This is a genomic window from Maribellus luteus (assembly GCF_003576475.1).
Classification (GTDB): domain Bacteria; phylum Bacteroidota; class Bacteroidia; order Bacteroidales; family Prolixibacteraceae; genus Draconibacterium; species Draconibacterium luteum.
On the sequence record NZ_QWGR01000009.1, the window covers coordinates 94,936 to 121,410 of the forward strand.

Genomic DNA, 26,475 nt, shown 5'->3' on the forward strand with positions numbered 1-26,475 from the left:
TGCTCCGATAGTTCTTCTGAAAACATTTTTTGTACTAACTTGATAAGCCGTATAAAAAAGTTGTAACTGAAACCTTTTCTACTTGATTCGATTTGATCAACCATACCGACTTTTTTCCACTCTCTTCGAAAACTCGGATAATGGTACTTACGTACCTGATTTCTCCAATTTATCCGGTTGCTGTAAAGAATTATGTGAAAATCTTAATCTGAACATTTTGCGTATTCATAAATCAATTAAATCATTAAAAACTATAAAGTTATAACGATGGTAAATAAAATTACAAGTTTAGCAGAATACTTCAGAAAGTACCAGGAAAGCGTGGCCGATCCTGATACTTTTTGGGGAAAGATTGCTGAAAGCCACTACTGGCAGAAAAAATGGGACCAGGTACTTCAATACAAATTTGAAGGCGAAGGATCTCCCGATGTAAACTGGTTTGTAAACGGGAAACTGAACATTACGGAGAATATTTTTGAACGTAACCTGTTTACCCGAAAAGACCAGGTGGCTATTATCTGGGAACCCAACGACCCGGCAGAAAAAGAAGTCCGGCTTACTTACGGAGAACTTTTCGACAAAGTAAAACAGTTTGCCAATGGCTTGAAAAAGCTGGGTGTAAAAAAAGGAGACAGGGTGGCTTTGTATCTTCCGATGATTCCGGAGCTCGCCATCGCCATGCTGGCCTGTGCCCGTATTGGCGCCATTCATTCGATCGTTTTCGCTGGCTTTTCAGCCACAGCGCTGGCCGACAGGGTAATCGACGCGGAAGCTTCGGTGGTTATCACCTCCGACGGAGGATTTAGGGGAGCCAAATCCATTCCGCTAAAAAGTATTGTTGACGAAGCACTGACAAGCTGTCCATCAGTAAAATATTCAGTGGTTTTTAAACGTACCGGCGAAGATGTAAGCTGGGAAGAAGGACGGGATATTTGGTGGCACGACCTGATCAAAGACATTTCGACAGAAAACAAAGCCGAAACCATGGATGCCGAAGACGTGCTGTTTATTCTCTATACTTCCGGGTCAACCGGGAAACCCAAGGGAGTAGTTCACACCACCGGCGGTTACATGGTGTATACTGAATATACCTTTAAAAACGTATTTCAATACAGCGATGGTGACATTTTCTGGTGTACAGCTGACATTGGATGGGTTACCGGACACTCGTACATTGTTTACGGCCCCTTGCTGGCCGGCGCAACCTCGGTAATGTTCGAAGGAGTTCCGACCTGGCCCGATGCCGGACGTTTCTGGGACGTGGTGGATAAGTACAAAATCAATCAATTCTATACCGCCCCAACAGCCATTCGGGCTTTGGTTGCCCAGGGTGATCAATGGGTTACCAAACACGATCTTAGCTCGTTAAAAGTTTTAGGAACGGTTGGTGAACCAATAAACGAAGAAGCCTGGCGTTGGTACCACGATTTGGTGGGAAAATCCAAATGCCCGATTGTTGATACCTGGTGGCAAACCGAAACCGGCGGAATCATGATCTCTCCTCTTGCCGGAATTACACCCACCAAACCTTCGTTGGCGACTTTACCATTGCCCGGAATCCAGCCCGTGTTGCTGGATCACGAAGGAAATGAATTAAAAGGAAACAGCGTGGAGGGAATCCTGTGTATTAAATACCCTTGGCCTGGCATGCTTCGCACAACCTGGGGAGATCACCAACGCTGCTACCAAACCTATTTTTCATCTTTCCGGGGGTATTACCTCACCGGCGACGGTGCCAAGCGCGACGAAGAAGGCTACTACCGGATCATTGGCCGTATTGATGATGTGATCAACGTTTCGGGACACAGGATTGGCACTGCCGAAGTGGAAGATGCCATCAACCAGCACCCGAAAGTGGTAGAATCGGCAGTGGTAGGTTATCCGCACGCCATAAAAGGATCGGGAATTTATGCCTACGTTATTTGTGAAGATATGACCGATGCCGAGCTGGCTTCCATTGAGGACGAAATTCGCGCAACCGTAAACAAATTTATCGGGCCCATTGCCAAACCCGATCAAATACAAATTGTGAGTGGCCTTCCCAAAACCCGATCCGGCAAAATCATGCGCCGGATACTCCGGAAGATTGGAGAAGGCGATGCTACCAATCTTGGCGACACTTCTACATTGCTCGACCCCGGAGTTGTTGAAGCAATTATAGATGGAGCAAAAGTAGCCGTAAAACGCTAAGCGACATACCAAAAGACACCTTCACCTGAGGGTGTCTTTTTTCTTTTTAAAAAATCAACCGCAACCTTTCGAAAATGAGCATGAATACCAAATTTCACATGCAGCATTTTCTTCCACTACAACATGATAATTAGCCGTCAGTTGACGGATTTGTGAATTTTCCCGGCTTTTCGGGACGACCTAAAAAAACCAAAAATTCAACCAAATGAAAAACCCAAAAGTTTTAAACCGTGGTTATGTGATCCTGGGTGCCATACTTATTCAACTGGCTTTAGGTGCTATTTATGCCTGGTCGGTTTTTACACCCGCGCTAAAATCAGAGGGCTGGTCGAGCGAGAATACCCAATGGGTATTTGCCGTTGGTCTGGCTTCCTTTGCTATTGTAATGGTCTTTGCCGGCAAACGATTAAAAGCCTGGGGCCCTCAAACGCTAACCTGGCTGGGGGGTATAATTTTAGGAGCAGGCTACCTGCTGGCAGGTTTAACAGGCGGTTCAAACTTTATCGCCTTGCTGTTGCTGATCGGCCTGGTAGGAGGAGCCGGAATTGGCCTTGCCTATGTAGTCCCCATTGCCGTTGGCATGAGATGGTTTCCGGATAAAAAAGGAATGATCACCGGGTTAGCCGTGGCCGGTTTTGGTTTTGGCGCTATGTTGTGGGTAAAGCTAGCTGGTTCGTGGGGGCATTTGATCGAAAACCTGGGGCTCTCCAATACTTTTACCATTTACGGGATAGCGTTTGCCCTGATGGTAGTCGTTGGAAGTTTATGGATGAAATTTCCGCCCAAAGACTGGAAGCCCGAGGGTTTTCAGGAAAAACAAATGCAGCAAAGTTCCGGAGAAAAGGAATCAAAAGAATTTACTAGCAGCGAAATGCTACGAAATCCTTCCTTCTACCTTATTTTTCTGACCTTTGTTTTTAGCGCCGGAGCCGGGTTAATGTCCATCGGATTAATGAAACTTTACCCCATGCAGGCACTCATGGAATCCGGAATTAGTGAAGAGGCCGCAAGCGCCATTTCAGGCACTGCCATGGCGGTATTCTTTTGCCTGGCCAATGGTTTGGGCCGAATTCTCTGGGGAATGATCAGCGACAAAATTGGAAGGAAAAGATCCATTGCACTGATGACAGCCATTCAGGGTGTAACAGTAATCCTGTTCTCTTTTATGGCCGGAAATGTGGCATTATTATACATCGGCGCCACACTGATCGGATTCAATTTTGGTGGAAACTTTGCACTATTCCCTACTATTACCGCCGATATTTTTGGGGCACGTAACGTGGGACAAAACTACCCCTTTGTATTTCTGGCTTATGGTGTTGGAGGAATACTGGGTCCCATTCTTGGAGGAAAAATGGGTGATCTGAATAATTTTGCCATGGCTTTTACCGTATCCGGAATTGCCGTTTTAATCGGAACACTGATGATCATTTTTGTCAAAAAACCGGTTTCATAGCTAACAGTCTTTCCCAATAAAAAGCATTCTGATTCGGGATGCTTTTTATTTTCCTTTTTTTTGTGCTATAAAACAGCTGAATTTCAGGTTGTTATTAAACATATTCCGGCTATCAAACCAACCCAACAACACACTCAACACTCTGAATAAAAGAACATTGTAACAAAAACAGATAATCAAGCAGAAATAAAGGATCATTTTTTTTGATGATTTTTTTTGATGAAATTTATAGCAAAGAACAAGCAACGGTGTTCGGCACCAAATCAGGTGAAAGACAAGTCACGACAACCAAAAACTTAAGACCATGGCCATCAAGAAACTCGACAGCATTTTTAAGCCCAAGAGAATTGCTTTAATTGGTGTTTCAAACAATCCCGACAGCGTTGGAGGAATTACCCTCCGCAACCTGGTAGGAGGAGGTTTCAACGGGGTGGTGTACCCGGTAAATCCAAAGCGCGAAGCAGTTTTTGGAATCCCGTGCTACCCCGATGTTAAAAGTCTTCCTAAAACACCAGACCTGGCAGTAATTATGACGGCTGCTCAGTGGGTGCCCAACCTGGTCAGAGAATGTGGCGAAGCCGGTATCCATGGCCTCATCATTATGTCTGCCGGATTCAAGGAATCGGGCGAAGAAGGGAAAAAACTGGAAGCGCAGGTAAAAGCCGAAAAAGCCAAATTTCCCGATATGCGCATCATTGGTCCCAACTGTCTGGGCATTCTGGTTCCGGGTTTGAACATGAACGTGAGCTTTGCTGCCGGTATGCCGAAAAAAGGACATGTGGCTTTTATTTCGCAATCGGGGGCGCTGTGTACCTCGGTGCTCGACTGGGCATATGAATCCAATATTGGCTTTTCCAATTTTGTTTCCATCGGTAACTCCATGGATGTTAGTTTTGGCGACCTTATCGATTATTTTGGGCAAGACCCGAATACCAAATCGATTGTTCTATATGTGGAGTCGATTGCCGATGCCCGCACTTTTATGTCGGCCGCCAGGGCTTTCTCGCGCGAGAAACCGATCATCGTATACAAATCGGGGCGTTTCCCCGAATCAGCGGCTGCCGCAGCCTCACATACGGGTGCCATGGCCTCCGAAGATTCTATTTACGATGCAGTGTTCCGCCGTGCCGGCCTTGCGCGTGTTTTTGACTTTGGCAATATTTTCGATTTTACCGACCTGGTGGGAAGAAAGCGAATCCCCAAAGGAAACAGGCTGGCCATTGTTACCAATGCGGGCGGACCGGGTGTTATGGCTACCGACTCACTGATCGCGATGGGAGGAAAACTCGTCAAACTTTCGGATGAAACCATGCAGCGGCTAAATGATTATTTGCCACCTTTCTGGTCGCACGGTAACCCGGTGGATGTTTTGGGAGATGCCACGCCCGAACGTTTTGCACGAGCCACCGAAATTGTTTTGGAAGATGGCAAAGTGGACGCGGTGCTGGTTCTTCTCACTCCGCAGGCAATGACAGATCCCACAGCAACCGCACGTGCCATTGCTGAAATGTCGGTAAAAACAACCAAGTCCATCATGGCCGGATGGCTGGGAGGAACCGCCATGCGCGATGGAATCCAGATTTTTAACCAGGCCGGAATTGCCAGTTACGCAACTCCGGAACAGGCGATCCGCGCATTTATGACTCTCTCTGAATACTCGGAAAACCAGCAAATGTTGTATGAAACGCCGCGGGAAGTTCCGGTTTCGTTTCAATACGACCGGAATGAACTTCGAAAAAAATACCTGAGTGAAGTCTTCCCCAAAGCTAAAATTCTGAACGAGGACGATTCAAAAATGCTGATCAACGATTACGGCATTGATACCACCCACCCCACCCCGGCTGCCACCGAAGATGAGGCGGTGCAAATTGCCGAACAAAAAGGCTACCCGGTGGTACTGAAGATTTATTCGCCCGACATAACGCATAAATCAGACGTTGGCGGAGTAGCGCTGAATATAAAAGATGCCGAAATGGTGCGGGCCACTTTCCGCAACATGGTAAAAACAGCCACCCAAAAACGTCCGGATGCAAGAATTGAAGGAGTTACTGTTCAACGAATGGTGGATTCGAAAGACGGTATTGAGTTGATTCTGGGTACAAAGAAAGACCCGGTTTTCGGCACAGTAATGCTGGTTGGAATGGGAGGAACTACTGCCGAATTGTTCAAAGACAAGAGGCTTGAATTTCCACCGCTTAACGAACACCTGGCCCGCCTGATGCTTCGTTCCCTAAAAATTTATCCGTTGTTGAAAGGATGGCGCGGCGACAGCCCCAAAAACATCGACAAGCTGATTGAAGTACTAATCCGCATGTCGTACCTGGCTGCCGATTACCCGGAGATTGAAGAGCTGGACATCAACCCGCTGATTGTAACACCAACCGACGTTATTGCGCTGGATGCCCGAATCGTGGTGGACGAGGAAATTTTAAAAAATCCGGTAAAAGAATATTCTCACCTGGTATTACGCCCGTATCCCGAAAGTTTAATCTGCGAATGCAAACTAAAAGACGAAACTCCGGTACTACTGCGACCGATTCGCCCCGAAGACGAACCCATGTGGCTTCAGCTACTCGGAAGCTGTTCAAAAGAATCGATCTACCACCGCTTTAGGTACGATTTCTATTTCGACTCGCACGAAGTGGCATCCCAGTTTTGTTTTATCGACTACGACCGTGAAATTGCTATCGTTGCCGAACACGAAAAAGACGATGGCACAAAAGAAATTATTGGTGTTGGCCGGCTTATTGCCGATCCTGATGTGGAAATTATGGAATATGCCATTCTCATAACCGACGCCTGGCAAAAGAAAGAATTGGGCTACACGCTCACCAAATATTGCCTGAATGTTGCCAAAGGACGCGGCATAAAAAAACTGGTGGCGGAAACTACCCGCGACAACAAACCGATGATATCCGTTTTCAGAAAATTGAATTTTAAAATCCGTTTTAACGAAGACACCACCGTATCGGTCAGTAAAAATCTGGAAGAGGAGGAACAAAATGTGTAGAAAACGGTTTGTTTAGTACACAGGGAACAAAAATATGGATATTGAAAAAGTGAAACAGGCGGCCGAGCTCATTCGGAAAGCCAAGTATGCTGTGGCATTTACAGGTGCAGGCATTTCGGTACCGAGTGGAATTCCGCCTTTTCGCGGAGAAAACGGATTGTGGAATACCACTGACCCGATTTTCCTGGAAATCGAATTTTTCCAAAAAAAGCCGTTGCAATCCTGGTTAAAGATCAAAGAGATATTTTACGATAAACTGGGCGATGCCCTCCCGAACGAAGCCCACAAGATACTGGCACAAATGCAGCAACGTTCGTACCTCGAATCGATTATTACGCAAAACATTGATCACCTGCATCAAAAAGCCGGGAGCAAGCATGTGTATGAAATACACGGCACCTACACTCAACTGATTTGCACCGCTTGCAGTACCGAATACGACATGAGTTTTGCGGATCTGAACTACTTACCTCCAACGTGTTTTGTTTGCAAAGGAATTCTTAAACCCGACATTGTTTTTTTTAACGAACCCATACCGGCTTTTGCCAAAAAACGATCGTTTGAGGAGGCCGCCAAAGCAGATGTCTTTCTGATCATTGGCACCAACGCCGAAGTACTTCCTGCTGCTGATATTCCGGTTAAGGCAAAAGAACACGGCGCTACCATTATTGAAATCAACATTGAAGAAACACACTTCACCCGCGAAATAACGGATATCTTTTTACAGGGCGATGCGGCCCAAATAATGACCGAACTGGGAAAACAACTTTACCTTTAAAGTCGTCTCTTTTAGCGTACTTCCGCAAAACAGAGCAATTAAACTTTTATCATTTACTTCATTTACAAGGTTATTGTAATTCGAAAAACACACAACAACACCCATAAACTGAGTGGGCGTATCAGGTATTTGAGCTTGTTTGTCAACAAAAAGAAAGGTGTTAACAAAAATAAGGCACCTAAAACCGATTATTCGTGATCTTCCATCCAGTCCAAGACCTTAAAAGTTTATATTTGCGCCTAAACTTTTACAATTGAAAATGAACAACCAAAATCTCTTTCTACTACTGCTCGTTCTGTTTTTTGTTTCGTGTTCCTCGGGTAAAAAAGCCTTGCAAAAGGGCAACTATTACCAGGCCGTTGCACAAGCCGTTGATCGTTTAAAGTCGGATCCGGATAACGGAAAAGCAACCACAGTTGTAAAAGAAGGATACCCAATGGCCATTGAGTGGTCGCAGGAAGAACTGGATCTGGCGCTTTCGTCGAATGCTGCCTTCAAATGGGAACGCGCCGTTAACATTATGCACCAGGTAAATCATTTATCAGATCAGTTAAGAAGCACTCCGGCAACACGTAAATTGATTGCCGATCCGAAAACCTACACTTCGGAACTGAACATGGCTTACGAAAAAGCAGCGGAAGAGAGATACCAGGCCGGAATTCATTTTCTGGAACAAAATACCCGCGAAGCAGCACGAACCGCATTCAACCATTTTCTTAAGGCTGACCAGTTTATTCCGGGCTACAAAAATGTTTTGCAGGAAATGGAAACAGCCAAAGACATGGCCACTTACAAGGTTGTGGTGGAAGCCGCCACTGTTCAGAGCAGAACCTATAAACTGAGTTCTGAATTTTTTTACAACCAGGTATTTGAATATTTGAATAACAAATATACCGAGAGAAGTTTTGTCAACTTCTATTCACCTCAGCAAGCTGAACGATTTCAAATTAAACATCCGGATTTTATCGTACAAATGGAGTTTTTCGATTTTTCGGTTGGAAATTTAGTGCGTGGTGAAAAAGAAGAGGAACTGGTTAACAAAGTAAAAGTAGCAACAAAAGATACCACCCGGGTAACTTACAAAACCTACAAGGCAAAGCTCAAAACCTTCTCCGACAAAGTGATTTCGGGCGGAAGATTGAACTATCGCATTATCGATTTCAACAGCGGTAACTTATTGCGCGACCAGCTTATCCCCGGTTCGTTTACCTGGGAAAACCGTTACGCCATTTACGTGGGCGACAAACAGGCTTTAACCGACCAACAGTTTGCACTAACACAGAACAAGGCAATACCGCTTCCGCCTCACCAGGACTTGTTTATTGAATTTACCCGGCCCATTTACGACCGGCTTAGCAACGAACTCGATCAGTTTTTCAGAAAGTACAGGTAACAAAAAGCTATAAAATTTCGAGAATAAAACTCACTAAAAAGGGTACGATTATAGTTAAAACCACCCCACTGAAGATGGCAATTACCCCCCACTCTTTTCCTGAATATTTAACGATAACCGGCATGGTGGTATCCATCGAAGTTGCGCCCCCCGATGCGATCCCGGCGAGTTTTCCAAAATACACCACCAACAGCGGGGTGGCCAGCAAAGTAAAAATCTCGCGCAAAATATTTGATAAAAGGGCAATCACCCCCAGCGTTTCGCCATGAATCTGCGTAATAAAAATGCTTGACAAACTGTAGTAGCCAAAACCTGCGCCAACAGCCATCGATTCTTTTATGCTCAAATCAGAAAGGATAAGACCGGTTAATGCAGTGCCCCCCAGCGTACCAACCACAACACCCACAGGCACCAGCAAAATTTTCACATTCATCTGTTTGATCACTTTCCACGAATTTTTGTCGGCACCAATACTGATACCCACCAAAAACATGAGGGCGTAAAGGGCATACATGCTGTAATCGTTTTGAACAATAAACCCGGGCAAAAAATTGAAAACGCCCGCCAGAACACCTATCGAAAAAAACGCCAGAATTATAAGACTATTTTTCATCCTGTCCCTCCTTTGTGTCGGTTGAAAACAGGGTTTTGTACAATACCCACAATACCAGTACGCTTCCGGCTACCGCCCCAAAAGTTATGGATACTGCTTTCATTCCTATTTTATCCAGGTTATCAATAATGGTTTTGTTTACCCCTACCGAAATCCCCAGCAAAAACAAAAGCAGGAAAATGGCATACGAAATTAACTTTTCAACCACTTTCAGCAGATCGGGAATACGGCCCAAAAACCGTCCCAGAAAAATACCAATAGTCATTAACACCAATACAGTTACCATACAACTTTATTACAAATGAAAAACGGTCCGAATATAGATATTATCCGGTTCATCGACGAAGAGAGTTCGATAAAACAAGGTTACCGCATTAATGGAACGGCCCATCGCATTTAACTCCACGGTAAAAACATTGTAATGCGGAGATTGCAAATTCATCACCAAAGTTTGTTCGGAGATGTCGCGATGTTAAGAAATCATCAGCCATTGCAAAACATTTAACTCCACGGGCGATGCATTGATCGTCGAGAGTCATTCAGAGAACTCCGTGATCCATGCAAAGCACTCCAAAACTACTTCGAAGAACTACGGAATTTGTCCGAAGTAACCTTTTCCCGAAATAGTTTGGGAGATTATTACGTTTTTCCAGGCAGGAGTAAATGCAGCATTATCCAAGTCGATCAGCCTTTGAGACGGCCAACGGAAAGTCTCCGGCTCAACATCAATCCGTGAATAAAAAAAGAATCAATACAACAAATTCTTGTCCGCTTATTTTCTATTTTTAAATTTCAGAAAAAGAATTGCGACTTGTATGACATCTTACATATATTTGCAATTCAAAATACCTTTGAGATGACAACTACAGCTAAATTTAACGAACTAAAGGACCAACTCGACGGCGACCTTTTTATCGATAACGTACAACGTGTTCTGTATTCAACCGATGCATCGCAGTACAAGGAAATGCCCCTGGCTGTAACCAAACCCAAAACGGTTGGTGATATCAAAAAAATAATCGCTTTTGCGCGCGAAAACAATACATCCATCATCCCAAGGGGGGCAGGAACTTCGCTGGCCGGACAAGTAGTTGGTTCGGGAATCGTAGTGGACATCTCAAAGTACATGAACCGCATCCTGGAGTTCAACCAAAAAGAAAAATACGTAATTATTGAACCCGGTGTGGTACTGGCCGAGTTAAACCAGTTTCTGGCCCCGCACGGGCTGCAATTCGGCCCCGAAACATCGACCGCCAACCGCTGTGTGGTGGGCGGAATGCTTGGAAACAATTCCTGCGGGCTGCATTCGCTGGTGTATGGCAGCGTGCGCGAACACATCCTGGAAGTGGATGCTATTTTGTCGGACGGCTCGGAAACCACTTTTAAACCACTGAGCAAAGAAGAATTCAGGGCAAAAATGAACGGCAATCCCAATGCGCTGGAAAAGGCCATCTACACCAATATTTTTGAAATGCTGTCTGATCCTTCAAACCAGCACGAAATCAGGGAGAAATTTCCGGACCCGCGGGTTACCCGGCGAAACATGGGCTATGCCATCGATGTTTTGATGGATTTCGAAGTGTTTAGCGAGGAAGGAGAACGTTTCAATTTTTGTAAACTGCTGGCAGGATCGGAAGGAACGCTGGCCTTTTCAACCCGCCTGAAATTGAATGTCATTCCGCTGCCACCCAAGCACCGAGGTTTGGTGTGTGCGCATTTCGAAACGCTGGAAGAATCGATTTACGGAAACCTGATTGCGCTAAAATACAAGCCAACGGCTATCGAGCTAATGGACGATCCGGTGATGCAAGCCGCCAAACAAAACATCGAACAACGAAAAAACCGCTGGTTCGTACAAGGAGATCCGGGCGCTATGCTGATGATCGAGTTTTCGTACGAAAACGAAGATGAGCTTACTTCAACTGCTGAAAAACTTGCCAACGAGTTAAAAGAAGCCGGGCTTGGATATCATTACCCGCTGATTACCGGGGCTGAAAACATCAAACGCGTTTGGGCGCTGCGAACGGCAGGCCTCGGACTGCTTTCCAATGTTCCGGGCGACCGGAAGGGTGTTCCGGGAATTGAAGATACCGCCGTTCACCCGGAGTATTTACCGGAATACATTGCCGACCTGAAAAAGGTACTGGAAAAACTCGGGCTCAGCAGCATTTACTACGCACACATTGCCACCGGCGAAATACATTTCAGGCCTTTGATCAATTTCAAGGATCCGAAAGACGTGGAACTGTTCGACACTTTAATGAACGAAGTGGCGGCCTTGGTGAAGAAATACCGCGGATCGATGAGTGGCGAACATGGCGACGGCAGAGCACGCGGAAAATTTATTCCGTTTATGCTGGGTGAAAAAAATTACCAGCTGATCAAGTCGGTCAAAAAAGCCTGGGACCCGGACAATATTTTTAACCCCGGGAAAATTGTGGATACGCCGCCCATTACTGAAAACCTGCGGGTAATTCCCGGGAAAGCCATTCCGGACTACGACACCAGCTTCGATTTTTCAAACAACCGCGGTTATTTCAGAAGTATTGAAAAGTGCAACGGCTCGGGCGACTGCCGGAAATCTTCGAAAATCGGGGGAACCCTCTGCCCTACTTTTATGGCTACCCGCGACGAAGACAAAAGTACGCGGGGCCGTGCCAATATTCTACGCGAATATCTGTACAACAACGAAAAAGAGCAGGCTTTTGATCACCGCGAAATTTATGATATTCTGGATTTGTGTATTTCCTGTAAAGCCTGTAAAAGTGAATGCCCGTCGAATGTTGACATGGCCAAACTCAAAGCCGAATTCCTGCAACATTACTACGATATTCACGGTATCCCGCTCCGGTCGAAGCTTGTTGCCTACCTGCCAAGATTAAACCGCTTGGCGATGGTTTTCCGGCCCATATCCAACCTAATGATGAACACTTCGCTGCTCAAAAAGTCCATTGGATTTTCCACCAAAAGAAGCGTTCCGTCCTTGTCAAAAATTACGCTCAACCGCTGGGTGGGAAACGGGATTCCAAAACCTGAATCAGCTACCAAAGGAAAGGTTTACCTGTTTAACGACGAGTTTACCAACTACAACGAAAGCGATATCGGTATCAAGGCGATCCTGCTGTTAACTAAACTTGGCTACGAAGTTAAAATTCCGGTAACCAAAGAATCGGGCCGTACCTTTTTGTCGAAAGGCCTGGTAAAAACAGCCCAAAAAATTGCAAGCGAAAATGTTAAGCTACTAAAAGACATTATCACTTCGGAAACACCACTTATTGGCATTGAACCTTCTGCCATTCTTGCTTTCCGCGATGAATACCCGGAACTGGTAAAAGACGGTTTACAAAAAGACGCAGAGAAACTGGGGGAAAACTCGCTGCTTTTCGAGGAATTTATTGCAAAAGAAGCAGAAAAAGGGAACATTGACAGCACTGCTTTTTCCCAAGAAGAAAGAAAAATCCTGATCCACGGGCACTGCCAGCAAAAAGCCGTTGCTTCAACCGATCCAACCAAAAGAATGCTTTCCCTGCCAGCCAACTACACGGTGGATGAAATTCCTTCGGGATGTTGTGGTATGGCCGGTTCGTTTGGCTACGAAAAAGAACATTACGACTTGTCGATGAAAATTGGAGAAATGGTATTGTTTCCGGCCGTCCGAAATGCTGAAGCAGAAACCATTGTTTCGGCACCGGGGACTTCGTGCCGCCACCAGATAAAAGACGGCACTGGCAAAAAAGCATTGCACCCGGTGGAAGTGTTGTACGAAGCACTGGCATAATTTGAAGTAAATACAGTACTTGGAGCTGGCCCATGATTGGTTCAGCCAGGGGTTGTTTTAGGCTACCTAAAAGAATTATTTGCGCCTTTTTAATGGTATTTACTCCATTACCTCGCCATTTTCTATAATTAGGACTGGTAAACATTCAATAAACAGAAAAATATTCTTAACTTGAATAGGGTGAATTAAGATAAAAAATAGGGTATCATCTCAATTCTCCACCTTTTATTTGAACCTGGTGCATAAGAAATTCAGTAAATAATTTCTTACAGGAACGTACTTCATAAAAATCCAACGTGTATTCCAAGGCAAAGCACGTCGAGAGCATCTCAGATTAACCTCTTTCATATTATCAAACTCCGTGTTCTTACGACTGCAATTTAAGACTCTACCCAATAGAAAGTCTGGTAAAGCTGTGTTTGGGCTCTAGGTATCTTACTTCATTTTTAACAAAAAATCAAACAAGATGAAAAAAATTTACCTAATTTTTAGTTCATCCCGCGCAGCAATAATAGTGTTGATTACGGGACTATTTATGGCGGCTTCCATGACCACTTATGCACAAACAACGCCTGCTGATTGCGTGTCAGGCTGTACTTCCAACGACATACAGATTGAGAATGCCTATTTATCGGATGAATTTGGAAATCCGTTAGATTCAAATTTTGTCTGTGAAAACGGCCAAGATGCTATCGTTTATTTGACTTTGGAGCTATCAACCAACACACCGCGCGTAGGTGTTTCGATTTACACTAAAATTAAAGAATTAGATCTTGGAGTACCCCGTGGAACACTCGATTCTATGAGTCAGTGTTTTGGCGACACCCTAAACCAACCTTTGAATAGAGTAACATTTAATCAAACGCTATCCTGGCCATGCGGAACGGCAATTGCACTAACAGATGTTTATATTGCCTGGGGAACCGGAAATAAGAATTTTTGTGAAGGTGAAGCTTTCCAATGTCCCAAAACCCCGTCTAAATGTTTTTCGTTGCCTGGCGGTGATTATATTGCAGTCGAGATCCCAACAGCAAAAAACTTTTCTTATGAGAGCTGTCCTGATGTACCGGGAGGTACCACAGCCACCTTTAATTTGAGAAGCCTTGACACTCTTGTTACAAAATCAACCGATGTAAACATTGAATGGTATAAAGATTTTGCAACAGATTCTCTAATTAGTATTCCTGAAAGTTATACCACCAAGAGTGCTGAAGAAGATGTATACGCAAAGGTCACCAGCACAATACCACCGTATCCGTCTTCTGTTGCTACTGTTGCCTTAATTGTTTATCCGAGCCCTACAGTTACATTAACAGATCCATCGGATGTGTGTTTTGATGGCAGTGCGATGTCGTTTGAAGGTTCACCGAAACCCAACCAAGGCATTTCGGGAGTATTCAGCACAAATGCACCAGCAGAAAGCTTTACAGATAAGGGAGACGGAACAGCGAGCCTCGATCCGTCCGTTGCCGGAGTCGGCACTTTCGAAGTGATTTACACATTTACTGATACCAATGGCTGTTTGGAAGATGATACCGTTAGCGTTGAAGTATTTGATAACCCCGTTGCGCCCACTGATGCAGTTCCTGTTACTGTGTGTGAAAACGGAGAAGAACAAACCTTGACAGCTACAGCTACTGTGCCGGATGGCGATACAATTATTTGGTACAGTGCACCGACCGGTGGCGATGAAGTGTACCCACCCGCCTTGGTTAGCACAGTGGCAGACACCTTGATTTTATATGGTGAAACCGTGAATAAATTAACGCTATGTACCAGCCTCGATCGTACTCCGGATACCCTGATTATAAACCCGGCTCCGGTTGCGCCCATCAATCCGATTCATGTTACGGAATGTGAAACAGGAGAAGAACAAACCTTGACGGCTACAGCTACCGTCCCCGATGGTGTTTCAATTGTGTGGTACGATGCCGGGACCAATGGCAATATTGCAGACCCTGCTTCCCTGGTCAGTACTGTTGCAGATACCCTGATTCTATATGGAGAAGCTGTTGATGACCTGACTGCTTGTAAAAGCCTGTCTCGGACTGCGGATACCCTGATAATAAATCCGGCTCCGTCGGCACCCATCAATCCGGTTAACGTTACCGAATGTGAAACAGGAGAAGAACAAACTCTAACGGCTACAGCAACTGTCCCCGATGGAGTTTCAATTGTTTGGTACGATGCGGAGACCAATGGCAATGTTGCAGACCCTGCGTCCCTTGTCAGTACAGTTGCTGATACCCTGATTTTATATGGAGAAGCGGTAGATGACCTGACTGCTTGTAAAAGCCTGTCTCGGACTGCAGATACCCTGATAATAAACCCGGCTCCGGCAGCGCCAACCAATCCGGTTAATGTTACCGAATGTGAAACAGGAGAAGAACAAACTTTAACGGCTACAGCAACCGTTCCCGATGGAGTTTCAATTGTGTGGTACGATGCGGAGACCAATGGCAATGTTGCAGACCCCGCGTCTCTTGTCAGTACAATTGCGGATACCCTTATTTTATATGGAGAGGCAGTAGATGACCTGACTGCTTGTAAAAGCCTGTCTCGGACTGCAGATACCCTGATAATAAATCCGGCTCCGGCGGCACCCATCAATCCGGTTAATGTTACCGAATGTGAAACAGGAGAAGAACAAACTTTAACGGCTACAGCTACCGTCCCCGATGGTGTTTCAATTGTGTGGTACGATGCCGAGACCAATGGCAATATTGCAGACCCCGCTTCCCTGGTCAGCACAGTGGCTGACACCCTGATTTTATACGGAGAAGCGGTAGATGACCTAACTGGGTGCAAAAGCCTGTCTCGGACTGCAGATACCCTGATAATAAATCCGGCTCCGGCAGCGCCAAAAGTTGTTTATAATCCACCTGCTTGTGATGATTCAACATTTAGTGTTACAATTACAAACGTGGTTAAGGATGCCACATATACTATAAAAGATAAGAACGGAGATGATATTCCGGGTGTATTCCCCGGAAATTCCATTGTTGCAGTTAATAAGAGCGACACATCTTTTAGCAATATTCCGGCTGGTTCGGGCTACAAGGTAACAGTTCAAATCGGTGATTGTATTTCTCTTAATTCCGAATCATGTGGATTACCTACTAAATCAGCAACGATTGCGCAAGTTGTAAAATCTACACCCATTACCCAGACGGTCAAGTCAGCAGCTATTGGAGAGAATCTAAATTCCGAATTCTCGGTGAAAGCTTATCCAAATCCTTTCAGCGATCAGGTAAAATTTGAAGTTAACCTTCCCGAAGAAAGTAATGGAAGCCTGGAACTATTCAATATGCTGGGACAAAAAGTGAAAATCATACATCAGGGGCATATGAATGCCGGCATCAACACCTTTGAAGTGAGCCTGTCGGGACAACAATCTACTACCCTGATCTATAGACTAAAGGCAGGAGACAAACAACTTACTGGAAAATTATTACAGGTCAAACAATAGTTTTACACTAGGTTGCAGAAATTAAATCTAACACCGTTTGTTATGTTAGGATGAAATAGATTCATCCCGAGAATAATAGACCGGCAGGCAATCTCTGGCGGTCTATTTTCTTTCCAAGAACTATTAATTACTGATTATCACCCTCCTACCCAAACTTCCTTGTAAAAAACACAAAGGATATGGCTTTAATAAGTCACAAGTTTCATTTTATACATTCTCAAAATTAGAAACTAAATACTTTTTTTGTGCATTTTCCGCTAATAGTAGAATCTAAAGACACTGTAAAAACAGGCCTTTTATTACAATGTTTATTTTTTCATATTGGGACACACCTGAAATACAGCACATTATAAAATTTCGTAATTTACGTACTGTTAATTGAAGATAAAAAATAAGGGTTTCTCTTCCTTTAACACCACTTACTTTTTAAACGCAGAACCAATGGAAAAATACGTCCAATGTTTTTCCTGTTGTATTGTTGTAAGCCTGGATGTAATTCAAAAATTACAAGGGATTAAAGACGTACCACTCCTTCGGTGGCGCGCAAATGAAATTTGCTGCCATTCTAAAACAAACCTCATGACTTAACATTTACTTCTTCAGTAAAAAATTCGTCACTTCTTATAAGTACTCTTTACTGACATTTTTCAATGTCAGTAACCTGCATTCAAACTATGAATGTGTTCCAATTCAAAAAACCTTAACTCAAAACAAACTAAAAATGAACAAAATCTACATGACATTACGAACGCCCCGAACGGCACTAATGCTGCTGCTTACGGGATTTTTATTGCTATCGGCTAACACTGTTTTTGGACAAACCATTTCGACCGATAAAGATGATTACTATCCGGGAGAAATAGTCGTAGTTACCGGAACAGGATGGGAGCCCAATGAAATGGTTATGTTGAAGGTAGAACATTTAACTTTCGACCATCAACCTGAGATGTATACGACATTTGCAGATCAGGATGGTAATATTCTGGATGACCTTTTTGAGGTCCAGTTCTATGATTTGGGCGAATCCTACCGGCTAACAGCAACAGGAACTGTAAGCGAAGAAGTTGCTGTTTGGTATTTTACCGACTCTCCAAAGATTGGCACCATTACAATCGGTACTCAACAAGGAATTCTTCAATCCGGAGTTTCGGGAAGTGTTCAGTTTGACGTAACTGTAACCAGAGGTAATTCAAATGCAAATTTCTATGCCAATTTATGTATTGATGCTTCAAATTTTCCTTCCGGACTCACCTACTCATTTTCTCCGGCAAGTTCCGGGATAAATGGAGATCAGGAAGGAGTGCTTTATTTTAATGATAATTCAATAACAGAACTGGCAGGTACTTTAACCGTATTTTCTGATGGAACATTAACAAATGGAAGTTTCAGTTTTGGTGTTTTAACCTATGCTTTTCCAGATAACAAGCCGGATTCCCATAATTGCAGTAACCCTGCAGAGGATAACGCTGTGGCTGAAATTGATGGCGTGGTCTCAATTGGAGTCCCCCCTTCGTTTACCACATGCCCCGGGAACATTCAAACCGGAACAGATACGGATGCTTGCAATACGCAGGTAAGTTATGCTGTAGCTGTTGACGGAAACCCAACACCTGACATTAGCTATGAATTTACAGGTGCAACAACAGGAAGCGGAAGCGGCGATGGAAGCGGTTCCGTATTTGAGAAAGGTCTTACCTACGTCACGCTGACAGCCAGCAATGGCGTAGGCGATGATGCAACCTGTAGCTTTACCATAACAGTTACCGACGATGATGCACCCGTTTCAAACGGCTCTTTACCAACCGGAGAATCCGATATGAATCTTTGTTATTCTGACATGCCTGCCGGGCCGACTGCCGACGAAATAAAAGCCTACTTCTCGGATAACTGCGGTGTGGTAAATGTCGACAAAATCACGCAGGAAGCACCAGATAACGATAATTGCACTTGGTCAGTAACCTATACTTACGATGTTTATGACGATGCGGGGAATCATGTTGATCCATCTCCAATTGTTTCTTACTCCGGTAGTGACCAAACAGCACCTTCCTTAACAGGAACACCATTCAGCGATCCTACCGAATACAATGCCTGCATGACAGATGCTCAAAGTACAGTCCCGGCATGGAGTGAAACCAATGCAATTACTGGTTACACGGATAATTGCGGACAGAATGTTTCGGCATCGCTTGACAGTACAAAAACAACCGGAAATGATTGTGACTGGACAGTAACCTATTATTACACTGTGTTTGATGAATGCAACAATCCGCTGGAAGGTCTGACATACCAACACCAGGGTGGTGATTTAACCGCACCAACAGGTACTCCTCCTTCAGACATTAGCGGTGTAAACGACTGCAAACCCACGCAGGAAGAAGCAGACGCAGGATTTGACTCTGACCTTGCCGTCAGTGGTTATACTGACAATTGTGGAGGTGATTTATCCGTATCCTTATCAACTGCTGTGGTTTCAGGAAATGATTGCGACTGGACTATCACTTACACTTTTGAGGTTCAGGACAAATGTGGAAACCCACTTGCCGGTCAGGTTTATAAGGTTAGCGGAGGCGACGAAACTCCTCCAACGGTAGCCACGCAAAACATCGAAGTTCGTCTGGGCCCCGATGGAACGGTAACCATTTCACCGGAAGATATTGACAATGGCTCTTCTGATAATTGTGATTCTGATCCATTAATGGAATTAGATATAACAGAATTTAGCTGTGATAATATTGGAGAAAACACTGTTACCTTAACCGTAACCGACGAATGTGACAATTCCGCAAATGCAACAGCAACCGTAACCGTGTATGTACCGACAACAACCGTTGCCAAAATCAGTGCTGAATCAGCCCGTTACATGGATGACATCACTTTCTATGCAGAAATAGAATCCAATTGTCAATCAAATGATTTTGCAGGTCAGGTTGAATTCTTCCTGAATAATGTTTCGGTTGGTTCGGCTCCGGCCTATCCAATTCCATACGACGAAGAAGGTTATCCTACAAAACTCAGGGCAACACTAATTCACAAGATTACTGAAATGCCGGGAGAATATGAACTTGTTGCCAAATTCTCTCCATCCACCAACTACTACGACGGAAGTACAAGCGAGCCAACTTCATTTCTGATATTAGCAAGGTCAGCTGATGCCTACAACTCTGAAACAGGATTCTATACCGGTACATTACTGGCATGGACAACAGGAGAAAACTCAAGTACAGGAACCATCACATTGGCAACTGTTCTTAAGGACAGCCACACACCAACTGGAGACTTACGTGGTGCAAAAGTTACCTTTTACACAATTGAAGGTGATAAAAAAACACCTATCCCAAGTGCCAAAAATTTACCAGTTGGATTGGTTGATATGACTGATGGCACTGTAGGTATCGCAAGTGCTGATGTTCAATTCGACATTGGCAATTCACAGGCAGAAAGCTTTGAAATATATGTTGAAGTATCTGGTGCTTATTATAATGGCAATGGTGACGATTTTGTGATGGTAACTGTTGCCAAACCAATACCTGGAGGTTCTATTTTTGGATCTGGAAACTTGTTAAACGAAGATTCCAATGGTCAATTAAAAGGTGCTGATAACGAACTAACCTGGTTCCAGTTTGATGTTACTTATAACAAGAAAAAGACAAATCCTCAAGGAAAAATGACCATAAGATGGAGTAGTTGGTATAAGCCCGATGGCACTTTAGATGGAGTTATCCATGAATATCAACTAAAAACCAATGCCATCAACTTAATGGTACTAAGTGGTGACCAAGACCCAACTTACGGCAAATTAGACGCAGGAAAAGCAATTTTCGATGCCAAAGCAAATCTATCAGAACTTATTGATGGGGTGTATGTTGGAGTCGATGGTAACTCTCCTCTTCATGTAACAATGACTGATCCTGATTTCGGGGAAATAGACGCAGGTGATGAGATGATAGGAATTACCTACTTTAACAGTGCCGGAGGCATCTGGTTCTCTAGCAATTACAGTCTTGATGGCAATGAAATTACGAAAGAACAGTTTCTAAACGTTGGTACAATTGAAGTTAAGACAGATGGAACTACCTCGGGTGAAAGTACACCCAAGCCTGGTAAAAACAAATCTGCAGAGATAGCCACCTCCAGTCAAACCATCGTTACCGAAACACAGTTGAGCGTTTATCCGAATCCGTTTAGCGAACAGGCACGTTTCGAATTTGTTTCGCCGGTAGCTGCGCAGGCCAGAATCGATGTTTACGACATGGCAGGCCGGATGGTTCAAACCATTTACGATGGCTTCGTGGAAGAGAATACGGTTTACAATGCCGAATTTAAACCCGAAAACCAAGTGAGCGGGATGTACTTCTACAAAATGAAAGTTGGAGACTCAGTTTTCAATGGCAAACTCATTTACAAAAGAGAATAAACAAGAGCAGTAGAACTGTTCTTGCGCGAACAGAATAAATCAAAGCATGGTTGAACCGGCAGTACTTTTACTGCCGGTTTTTTTTTGTCTCTGTCGGTCGTGTTGATTTGTTCGAACCCCACCTGTCAAAGATTATTCTCAAAAAGTTGTCCACAACCGACTACCCTCTTTCATCTTTGCCCGTTAAAAACTTTCCATTTCGCTGTAATACAAATCATTAAAAAATAGCTTATCTTGAAGAGAAATCAATTATTCATTGCAGAAGTCTATTGGATCTCTTTTCAGGCGCTCCTTAGGTACTCCGGTTTTAAACCAAATCAGAGTTATGCGCCGAAGAGATTGCATGTCTTTTACATTCCCTACAAATTATTAATAGCAAAGTGAATCATATGGCTTTCTGCCCTTCGGTTTACAGGATAATAACTTAAATGGGATATTATGAAGACAATTTTGTTAATCACCACTTTGGTAGTTTTGTTAAGCTGTTTCACCAGCTGTAACTACGATAGCTATTTGTTGCCTCAAAACGAAGAACTTTTGGCATCTTCGGAAATGCTTCAAACAAATGAAACAGGGTTGAAGAGCGCTGAAATACTTCCCGGATCGATGTGCGAACCAGTCTGGATTCCACTGCTACACAAAGATCAGCTGGAAGTTGGAGCAATGATTCTTTCAAACAGTCAGTCACAACTTTTCATCGAATTAAAGGGAAATGATCAGTTCGAAATTGAAAGCATACAACTATGGGCAGGTAACAAGTTTTCCCTGCTTCCGGCCAACAAAAACGACCAGCCATTGCCGGGTCAATTTCCTTATAAAATGGCAAAACAGGATGCATACCACCTGATAATCGATCAAAACATGATTGGCCCTAATTATTATTTTCCGGAAGGGAAAAAACTATACATAATAGCCCATGCCGAAGCAATTGATAAGCAAACCGGAGAAAAAAAATCGGCCTGGAGCTGCGGGCAACTTTTGAATACCAAAAGTGGAGCTTCGTATACCGAATATTATCCCTGCATTCCGACAGGCGGTGGCGGTTGTTTTCCCCACCTTGCATTTTGCGGCCCGGAATCGAACGGAAATTACTATTTCGACAATACACTGGAAGAAAACACGCAACATATTACAGCTGATAATGAAGAGCTGATTGGCAGTGTCCGTTACGAAGAAGGAAAAATCATTTTCAATTTCTCGCAGGATTGGTCATTTTTTGGCAATACTCCCATCGCAAGCCTTTTCGGATGCGATACACCGGGAGGAGAGTTAACCGAATTAGAATCTGGCCCCCTTGAACAGCTGTACGATGATTTCTATATCACCTCCGCTTATTACCCTTATTATGTAATTCAATTAAATGTTCAGTACTGCACCACTAGCAATTAAAACAATCTTCAACTAATTTGCGTTCCAAATGTTCTTTCTACAAACTTTCAGAAAACATGAATAATTTTTGGAACGAACGATACAGTACAACAGAATATGCATACGGCGAAAAGCCCAATCGTTTTTTTAAAGAAGAAATCTCAAAGCTAAAACAGGGAAGCATACTATTTCCGGCCGAAGGAGAAGGAAGAAACGCCATTTATGCTGCAACCTTAGGATGGCAGGTAAGCGCTTTTGACACCAGTACCGAAGGTCGGGAAAAAGCACTGCAATTGGCTAAAAAACATGAAGTTGAAATTGACTACCGGATTGAAAGCTATGAACAAATCGGCTTTCTACCCGAAAGTTTTGATTGCATTGTTTTAATTTTTGCTCATATGCCTGCAGCCATAAGACAGAAAAACCACCTACACCTTTTGGAATTTTTAAAGCCGGGCGGAACCATTATTCTCGAAGGATTCAGCAAAGAACAAATCAATTACAAATCAGGAGGCCCAAGAGACCGGGAAATGCTTTTTTCTGCCGAAGAATTAAGAAATGATTTCCGGGATCTATCTTCCTTGCGCATGGAAGAAACCAATACCATTTTAGACGAAGGACCTTTTCATCAGGGACTTGCATCAGTAATTCGGGCAATTGGCAAAAAGTAATTTCTGAAGAATAATAACAGCAACAGACACGCGTTTGAAAAATACGAAGGAACTGTTCGGCAAAATTAAATGAACCTTTTGCCCTGTTCAAACGTATAGCATTATACGTTGCAAACAAGTCAATAAATTACTATAAGAAAGGTAATTATAGCAGTCCTACTTTACGAAAACACTAAAAAACTTTTGAATTAGGGGGAAATTTGAAAAAAGCGTTATAGAATTTTGTTTTGTAAACAGTAATTCTTTATAATTGCACACGATTTCCGTTGAAATCACTCCCCTCGTATATTGTTCCAATAGTTTTATCAAACAATTATTAATCGGGAAAACGAATTAAGCACAGTCTATGTACGACATTTTAGAATTGAATAAAAAGCTTCTGCCTGAGCTAAAGGAGATAGCTAAAGAATTAAACGTCAAACGTGTCGAGTCTTTTAAGAAACAGGATTTGATATATAAAATCCTTGACACGCAGGCCATTATGGAGGCAGAAAAGAAAACCAAACCTGCCCCAAAAGAACAGAAAGGTGGCATTTTGGGAGGCTTCCTAAAGAAATCATCTCCTCCGCCCCCTGCTCCGGAAGAACAGGCACAGGATGACGACCGCCGGGGTAAGCGGCCACGCCATAGAATTGAAACCGTGAAACGGGAAAAAGTAGGATCAGGGCCTAAAAAGAAAGGCGACCAGAAAAAAGCAGAACCGGTTAAACAACAAGAGTCTGATAATTCTTCGCGCCAGGAACAAATTAAAGCCATTATAAAAGGCTTTAACAAAGAAAAGGCGCCGGCCACTCCGGCTCAAAAACCGGCAGAACAGCCAGTACCGGATAAACAGGAGAACATAAAACAGGAAGCTCCTGTAGCTGAAAAAAAGGAATTTGAGAAAAAGGAATTCCAGGCAAAGCCTCAGCCAAAAGAAGAAAGGCAACAGCCAAATGCGCCACAGCAAAACGCACCACAGCAAAATATGCAACAGGCCAACCAACCTGCGCGTAAAGAGGCTGAGCAAAAACAGGAGCAGCCAAGAAACGATAATAAGCCAAAACATCAAAAGTCTGATAATTATAATCAGGGGCAAAACCAGAACCAAAATCAAAGTGTTCGTCAGAAACAAAAGCAATTTGAATTTGATGGAATCATTACCAACATAGGTGTGCTGGAAATTCTGCAGGATGGATACGGTTTCCTTCGTTCATCTGATTATAACTACCTGAACTCTCCGGATGATATTTATGTTTCGCAATCACAAATCAAATTGTTTGGATTGAAAACCGGTGACACCGTAAAAGGTACGGTTCGTCCTCCAAAGGAAGGAGAAAAATATTTCCCGCTAATTAAAGTACTGGAGATCAACGGACGCAGTCCGGAATACATTCGCGACCGTGTTCCTTTCGATCATTTAACACCGCTTTTCCCTGATGCCAAGTTCCAGTTAACCGGAAACGGACACGACAATATTTCTACACGTGTTGTAGACATGTTTGCTCCAATTGGAAAAGGCCAGCGTGGTTTGATTGTTGCCCAGCCCAAAACTGGTAAAACCGTCCTGTTAAAAGAAATAGCCAACGCCATTGCGGCCAATCACCCCGAGGTGTACATGATCGTTCTGTTGATCGATGAACGTCCCGAAGAGGTGACTGATATGGCACGCAGCGTTAATGCCGAAGTAATTTCATCGACTTTTGATGAGCCGGCAGAAAAACACGTAAAAGTGGCCAACATTGTACTGGAAAAAGCTAAACGTTTGGTAGAATGCGGGCACGATGTGGTAATCCTGCTCGATTCAATTACCCGTTTGGCCCGTGCCTACAATACGGTTCAGCCGGCTTCGGGTAAAGTATTGTCGGGTGGTGTGGATGCCAACGCACTGCACAAGCCCAAACGTTTCTTTGGAGCAGCCCGTAACATAGAGGAAGGTGGTTCATTAACCATTCTGGCAACAGCACTTACCGAAACCGGTTCGAAAATGGACGAAGTGATCTTCGAAGAATTTAAAGGGACCGGTAACATGGAACTTCAGCTCGACCGGAAATTATCGAACAAACGTATTTTCCCTTCTGTGGATATTCCTACTTCAAGTACCCGTCGGGAAGATTTATTGTTCTCGAAAGATGTGCTCGACAAACTTTGGATCCTCCGCAATTACCTGGGAGATATGAACTCACTGGAAGCCATGGAATTCATGAAAACCAGACTTATGCGTGCAGCAAGTTTGGAAGAGTTCCTCGCATCAATGAACGACGGATAAAAAGTCATCAAAAAGCAATATAAAAAGCAAGCTCACAAGGCTTGCTTTTTTTTGATCACTTCCTAAACAACTTTGATTAATGGCGTAATTTTTGAGGCTCTTTTTTCTATTTTAACTAACTTTAGCAGAAGCATTAACAAGCATTTTGCTACAAAAACCAATAAAAATGAAAAGACTGATTATTGTCGCCTTCTTATTACTGGCTGTTACTTCCTTCGCACAGGTAAATTACCAACTTAGCTCGGCAGTAGACTTTGTAAGAACCTATAAAATAGCCTCGGGAGAATATTACAGTGAACTCACTGAAAAAGACATCCAAGGTTCACCTTTTCTCAACCAGGAATTCATAAATGGTTCGGTTTATACCACCAACAAATTTCAATATGCCGATATACCACTTCGCTATAATATCTTCAACGACAACATTGAATTTAAGACTCCTGAAAACAAAATACTGGCCATCGCAGCACCCGAAACCATCGATAAAATTACGTTTGGAGATTACACGATCGAATATGTTCCATACACAAACGTTAAAAAAGCTCGAAACGGATATATGTTGCTTATCACCAAAGGTAAAGCTAGTTTGTATGCCAAACCTGAAGTTTTTTACCAAAAACCTACCGAAGCCGGTGCCTACAAAGAGCCGGAACCTGCAAAGTTTGAACGCAGAAGCGATGCCTACTACATTCGTATCGAAACTGCGGCAGCACAACGAATCGATAACAAGAAAGATTTAATTGAAACATTCCCTAATCATCAAAAAGAATTGGAAGCTTTTGTAAAAAAGAATAAAATAAATCCGGCAAAAGAAGATGCACTAAAATCGCTGGTAGAATACTACAACTCGTTGTAACATCCTCGACTTTCATTACCGTTTCTTCTTTTGCAATTTTGGGTGAAATCCTCCTTTTAAAAAGCAACATCTTTCTACCGAATAGCCAATGCACTCAAATCAGTCAAAAACAAGCCTTTCTCCACCGATCATTGTACTTTTTCTGATAAATTATTTAAAAGAGAAAAATAATTTTGCAACAGGTGCAACATTGCATTTTTGCTTTCGTCATTGAATCAGAAAAACAAG

The 26,475-nt window shown here is 43.5% G+C and carries 14 protein-coding genes; 12 read left to right on the plus strand and 2 right to left on the minus strand.

Annotated features, from left to right (window positions below):
• Positions 1-267: 267 nt before the first annotated feature.
• The 5 genes from acs to D1614_RS15730 all read left to right on the plus strand — a co-directional run bounded on the left by acs (position 268) and on the right by D1614_RS15730 (position 8,827).
• Positions 268-2,190, plus strand: coding sequence for an acetate--CoA ligase (gene acs, locus D1614_RS15710; RefSeq protein WP_119438915.1), 1,923 nt, complete (start codon positions 268-270; stop codon positions 2,188-2,190).
• A 205-nt stretch (positions 2,191-2,395) separates the two neighbouring features.
• Positions 2,396-3,646, plus strand: a complete 1,251-nt coding sequence (locus D1614_RS15715) for an L-lactate MFS transporter (RefSeq protein WP_119438916.1) — start codon at positions 2,396-2,398, stop codon at positions 3,644-3,646.
• Between the two features lie 304 nt (positions 3,647-3,950).
• On the plus strand, positions 3,951-6,656 hold the full coding sequence (locus tag D1614_RS15720) for a bifunctional acetate--CoA ligase family protein/GNAT family N-acetyltransferase (RefSeq protein WP_119438917.1): 2,706 nt from the start codon (positions 3,951-3,953) through the stop codon (positions 6,654-6,656).
• A 34-nt stretch (positions 6,657-6,690) separates the two neighbouring features.
• Positions 6,691-7,434: an SIR2 family NAD-dependent protein deacylase gene (locus tag D1614_RS15725; RefSeq protein ID WP_119438918.1), complete on the plus strand. Its 744-nt coding sequence runs from the start codon at positions 6,691-6,693 to the stop codon at positions 7,432-7,434.
• Positions 7,435-7,693: 259 nt separating this feature from the next.
• Positions 7,694-8,827, plus strand: a complete 1,134-nt coding sequence (locus tag D1614_RS15730) for a hypothetical protein (protein ID WP_119438919.1) — start codon at positions 7,694-7,696, stop codon at positions 8,825-8,827.
• A 7-nt stretch (positions 8,828-8,834) separates the two neighbouring features.
• On the opposite strand, the gene D1614_RS15735 is transcribed toward D1614_RS15730, so the two are convergent.
• Both D1614_RS15735 and D1614_RS15740 read right to left on the minus strand, forming a co-directional pair.
• Positions 8,835-9,440 (minus strand): LysO family transporter, encoded by a 606-nt coding sequence (locus D1614_RS15735; RefSeq protein WP_119438920.1) that lies wholly within the window; start codon positions 9,438-9,440, stop codon positions 8,835-8,837.
• Positions 9,430-9,726 carry a LysO family transporter gene (locus D1614_RS15740; RefSeq protein ID WP_119438921.1) on the minus strand — a complete coding sequence of 99 codons (297 nt, stop codon included), beginning with the start codon at positions 9,724-9,726 and terminating at the stop codon, positions 9,430-9,432. Before D1614_RS15740 ends, D1614_RS15735 begins: the two co-directional genes overlap by 11 nt.
• A 570-nt stretch (positions 9,727-10,296) precedes the next feature.
• Between D1614_RS15740 and D1614_RS15745 the strand changes: the two genes are divergently transcribed.
• From D1614_RS15745 to D1614_RS15775, 7 genes are all read left to right on the plus strand, one after another.
• Positions 10,297-13,218 carry an FAD-binding and (Fe-S)-binding domain-containing protein gene (locus D1614_RS15745; RefSeq protein ID WP_119438922.1) on the plus strand — a complete coding sequence of 974 codons (2,922 nt, stop codon included), beginning with the start codon at positions 10,297-10,299 and terminating at the stop codon, positions 13,216-13,218.
• A 466-nt stretch (positions 13,219-13,684) separates the two neighbouring features.
• Positions 13,685-16,687: an Ig-like domain-containing protein gene (locus D1614_RS15750; RefSeq protein ID WP_119438923.1), complete on the plus strand. Its 3,003-nt coding sequence runs from the start codon at positions 13,685-13,687 to the stop codon at positions 16,685-16,687.
• Positions 16,688-17,408: 721 nt separating this feature from the next.
• On the plus strand, positions 17,409-21,104 hold the full coding sequence (locus tag D1614_RS15755) for a T9SS type A sorting domain-containing protein (RefSeq protein ID WP_119438924.1): 3,696 nt from the start codon (positions 17,409-17,411) through the stop codon (positions 21,102-21,104).
• 438 nt (positions 21,105-21,542) lie between these two features.
• Positions 21,543-22,493: a hypothetical protein gene (locus D1614_RS15760; protein WP_119438925.1), complete on the plus strand. Its 951-nt coding sequence runs from the start codon at positions 21,543-21,545 to the stop codon at positions 22,491-22,493.
• Positions 22,494-22,549: 56 nt separating this feature from the next.
• The gene (locus tag D1614_RS15765) at positions 22,550-23,143 is read left to right on the plus strand and encodes a class I SAM-dependent methyltransferase (RefSeq protein ID WP_119438926.1); all 594 of its coding nucleotides are present in this window, start codon (positions 22,550-22,552) and stop codon (positions 23,141-23,143) included.
• Positions 23,144-23,489: 346 nt separating this feature from the next.
• Complete coding sequence (rho, locus tag D1614_RS15770) at positions 23,490-25,391, plus strand: transcription termination factor Rho (protein ID WP_119438927.1); 1,902 nt, start codon at positions 23,490-23,492, stop codon at positions 25,389-25,391.
• Positions 25,392-25,557: 166 nt separating this feature from the next.
• Positions 25,558-26,247 carry a hypothetical protein gene (locus D1614_RS15775; RefSeq protein ID WP_119438928.1) on the plus strand — a complete coding sequence of 230 codons (690 nt, stop codon included), beginning with the start codon at positions 25,558-25,560 and terminating at the stop codon, positions 26,245-26,247.
• Positions 26,248-26,475: the final 228 nt, after the last annotated feature.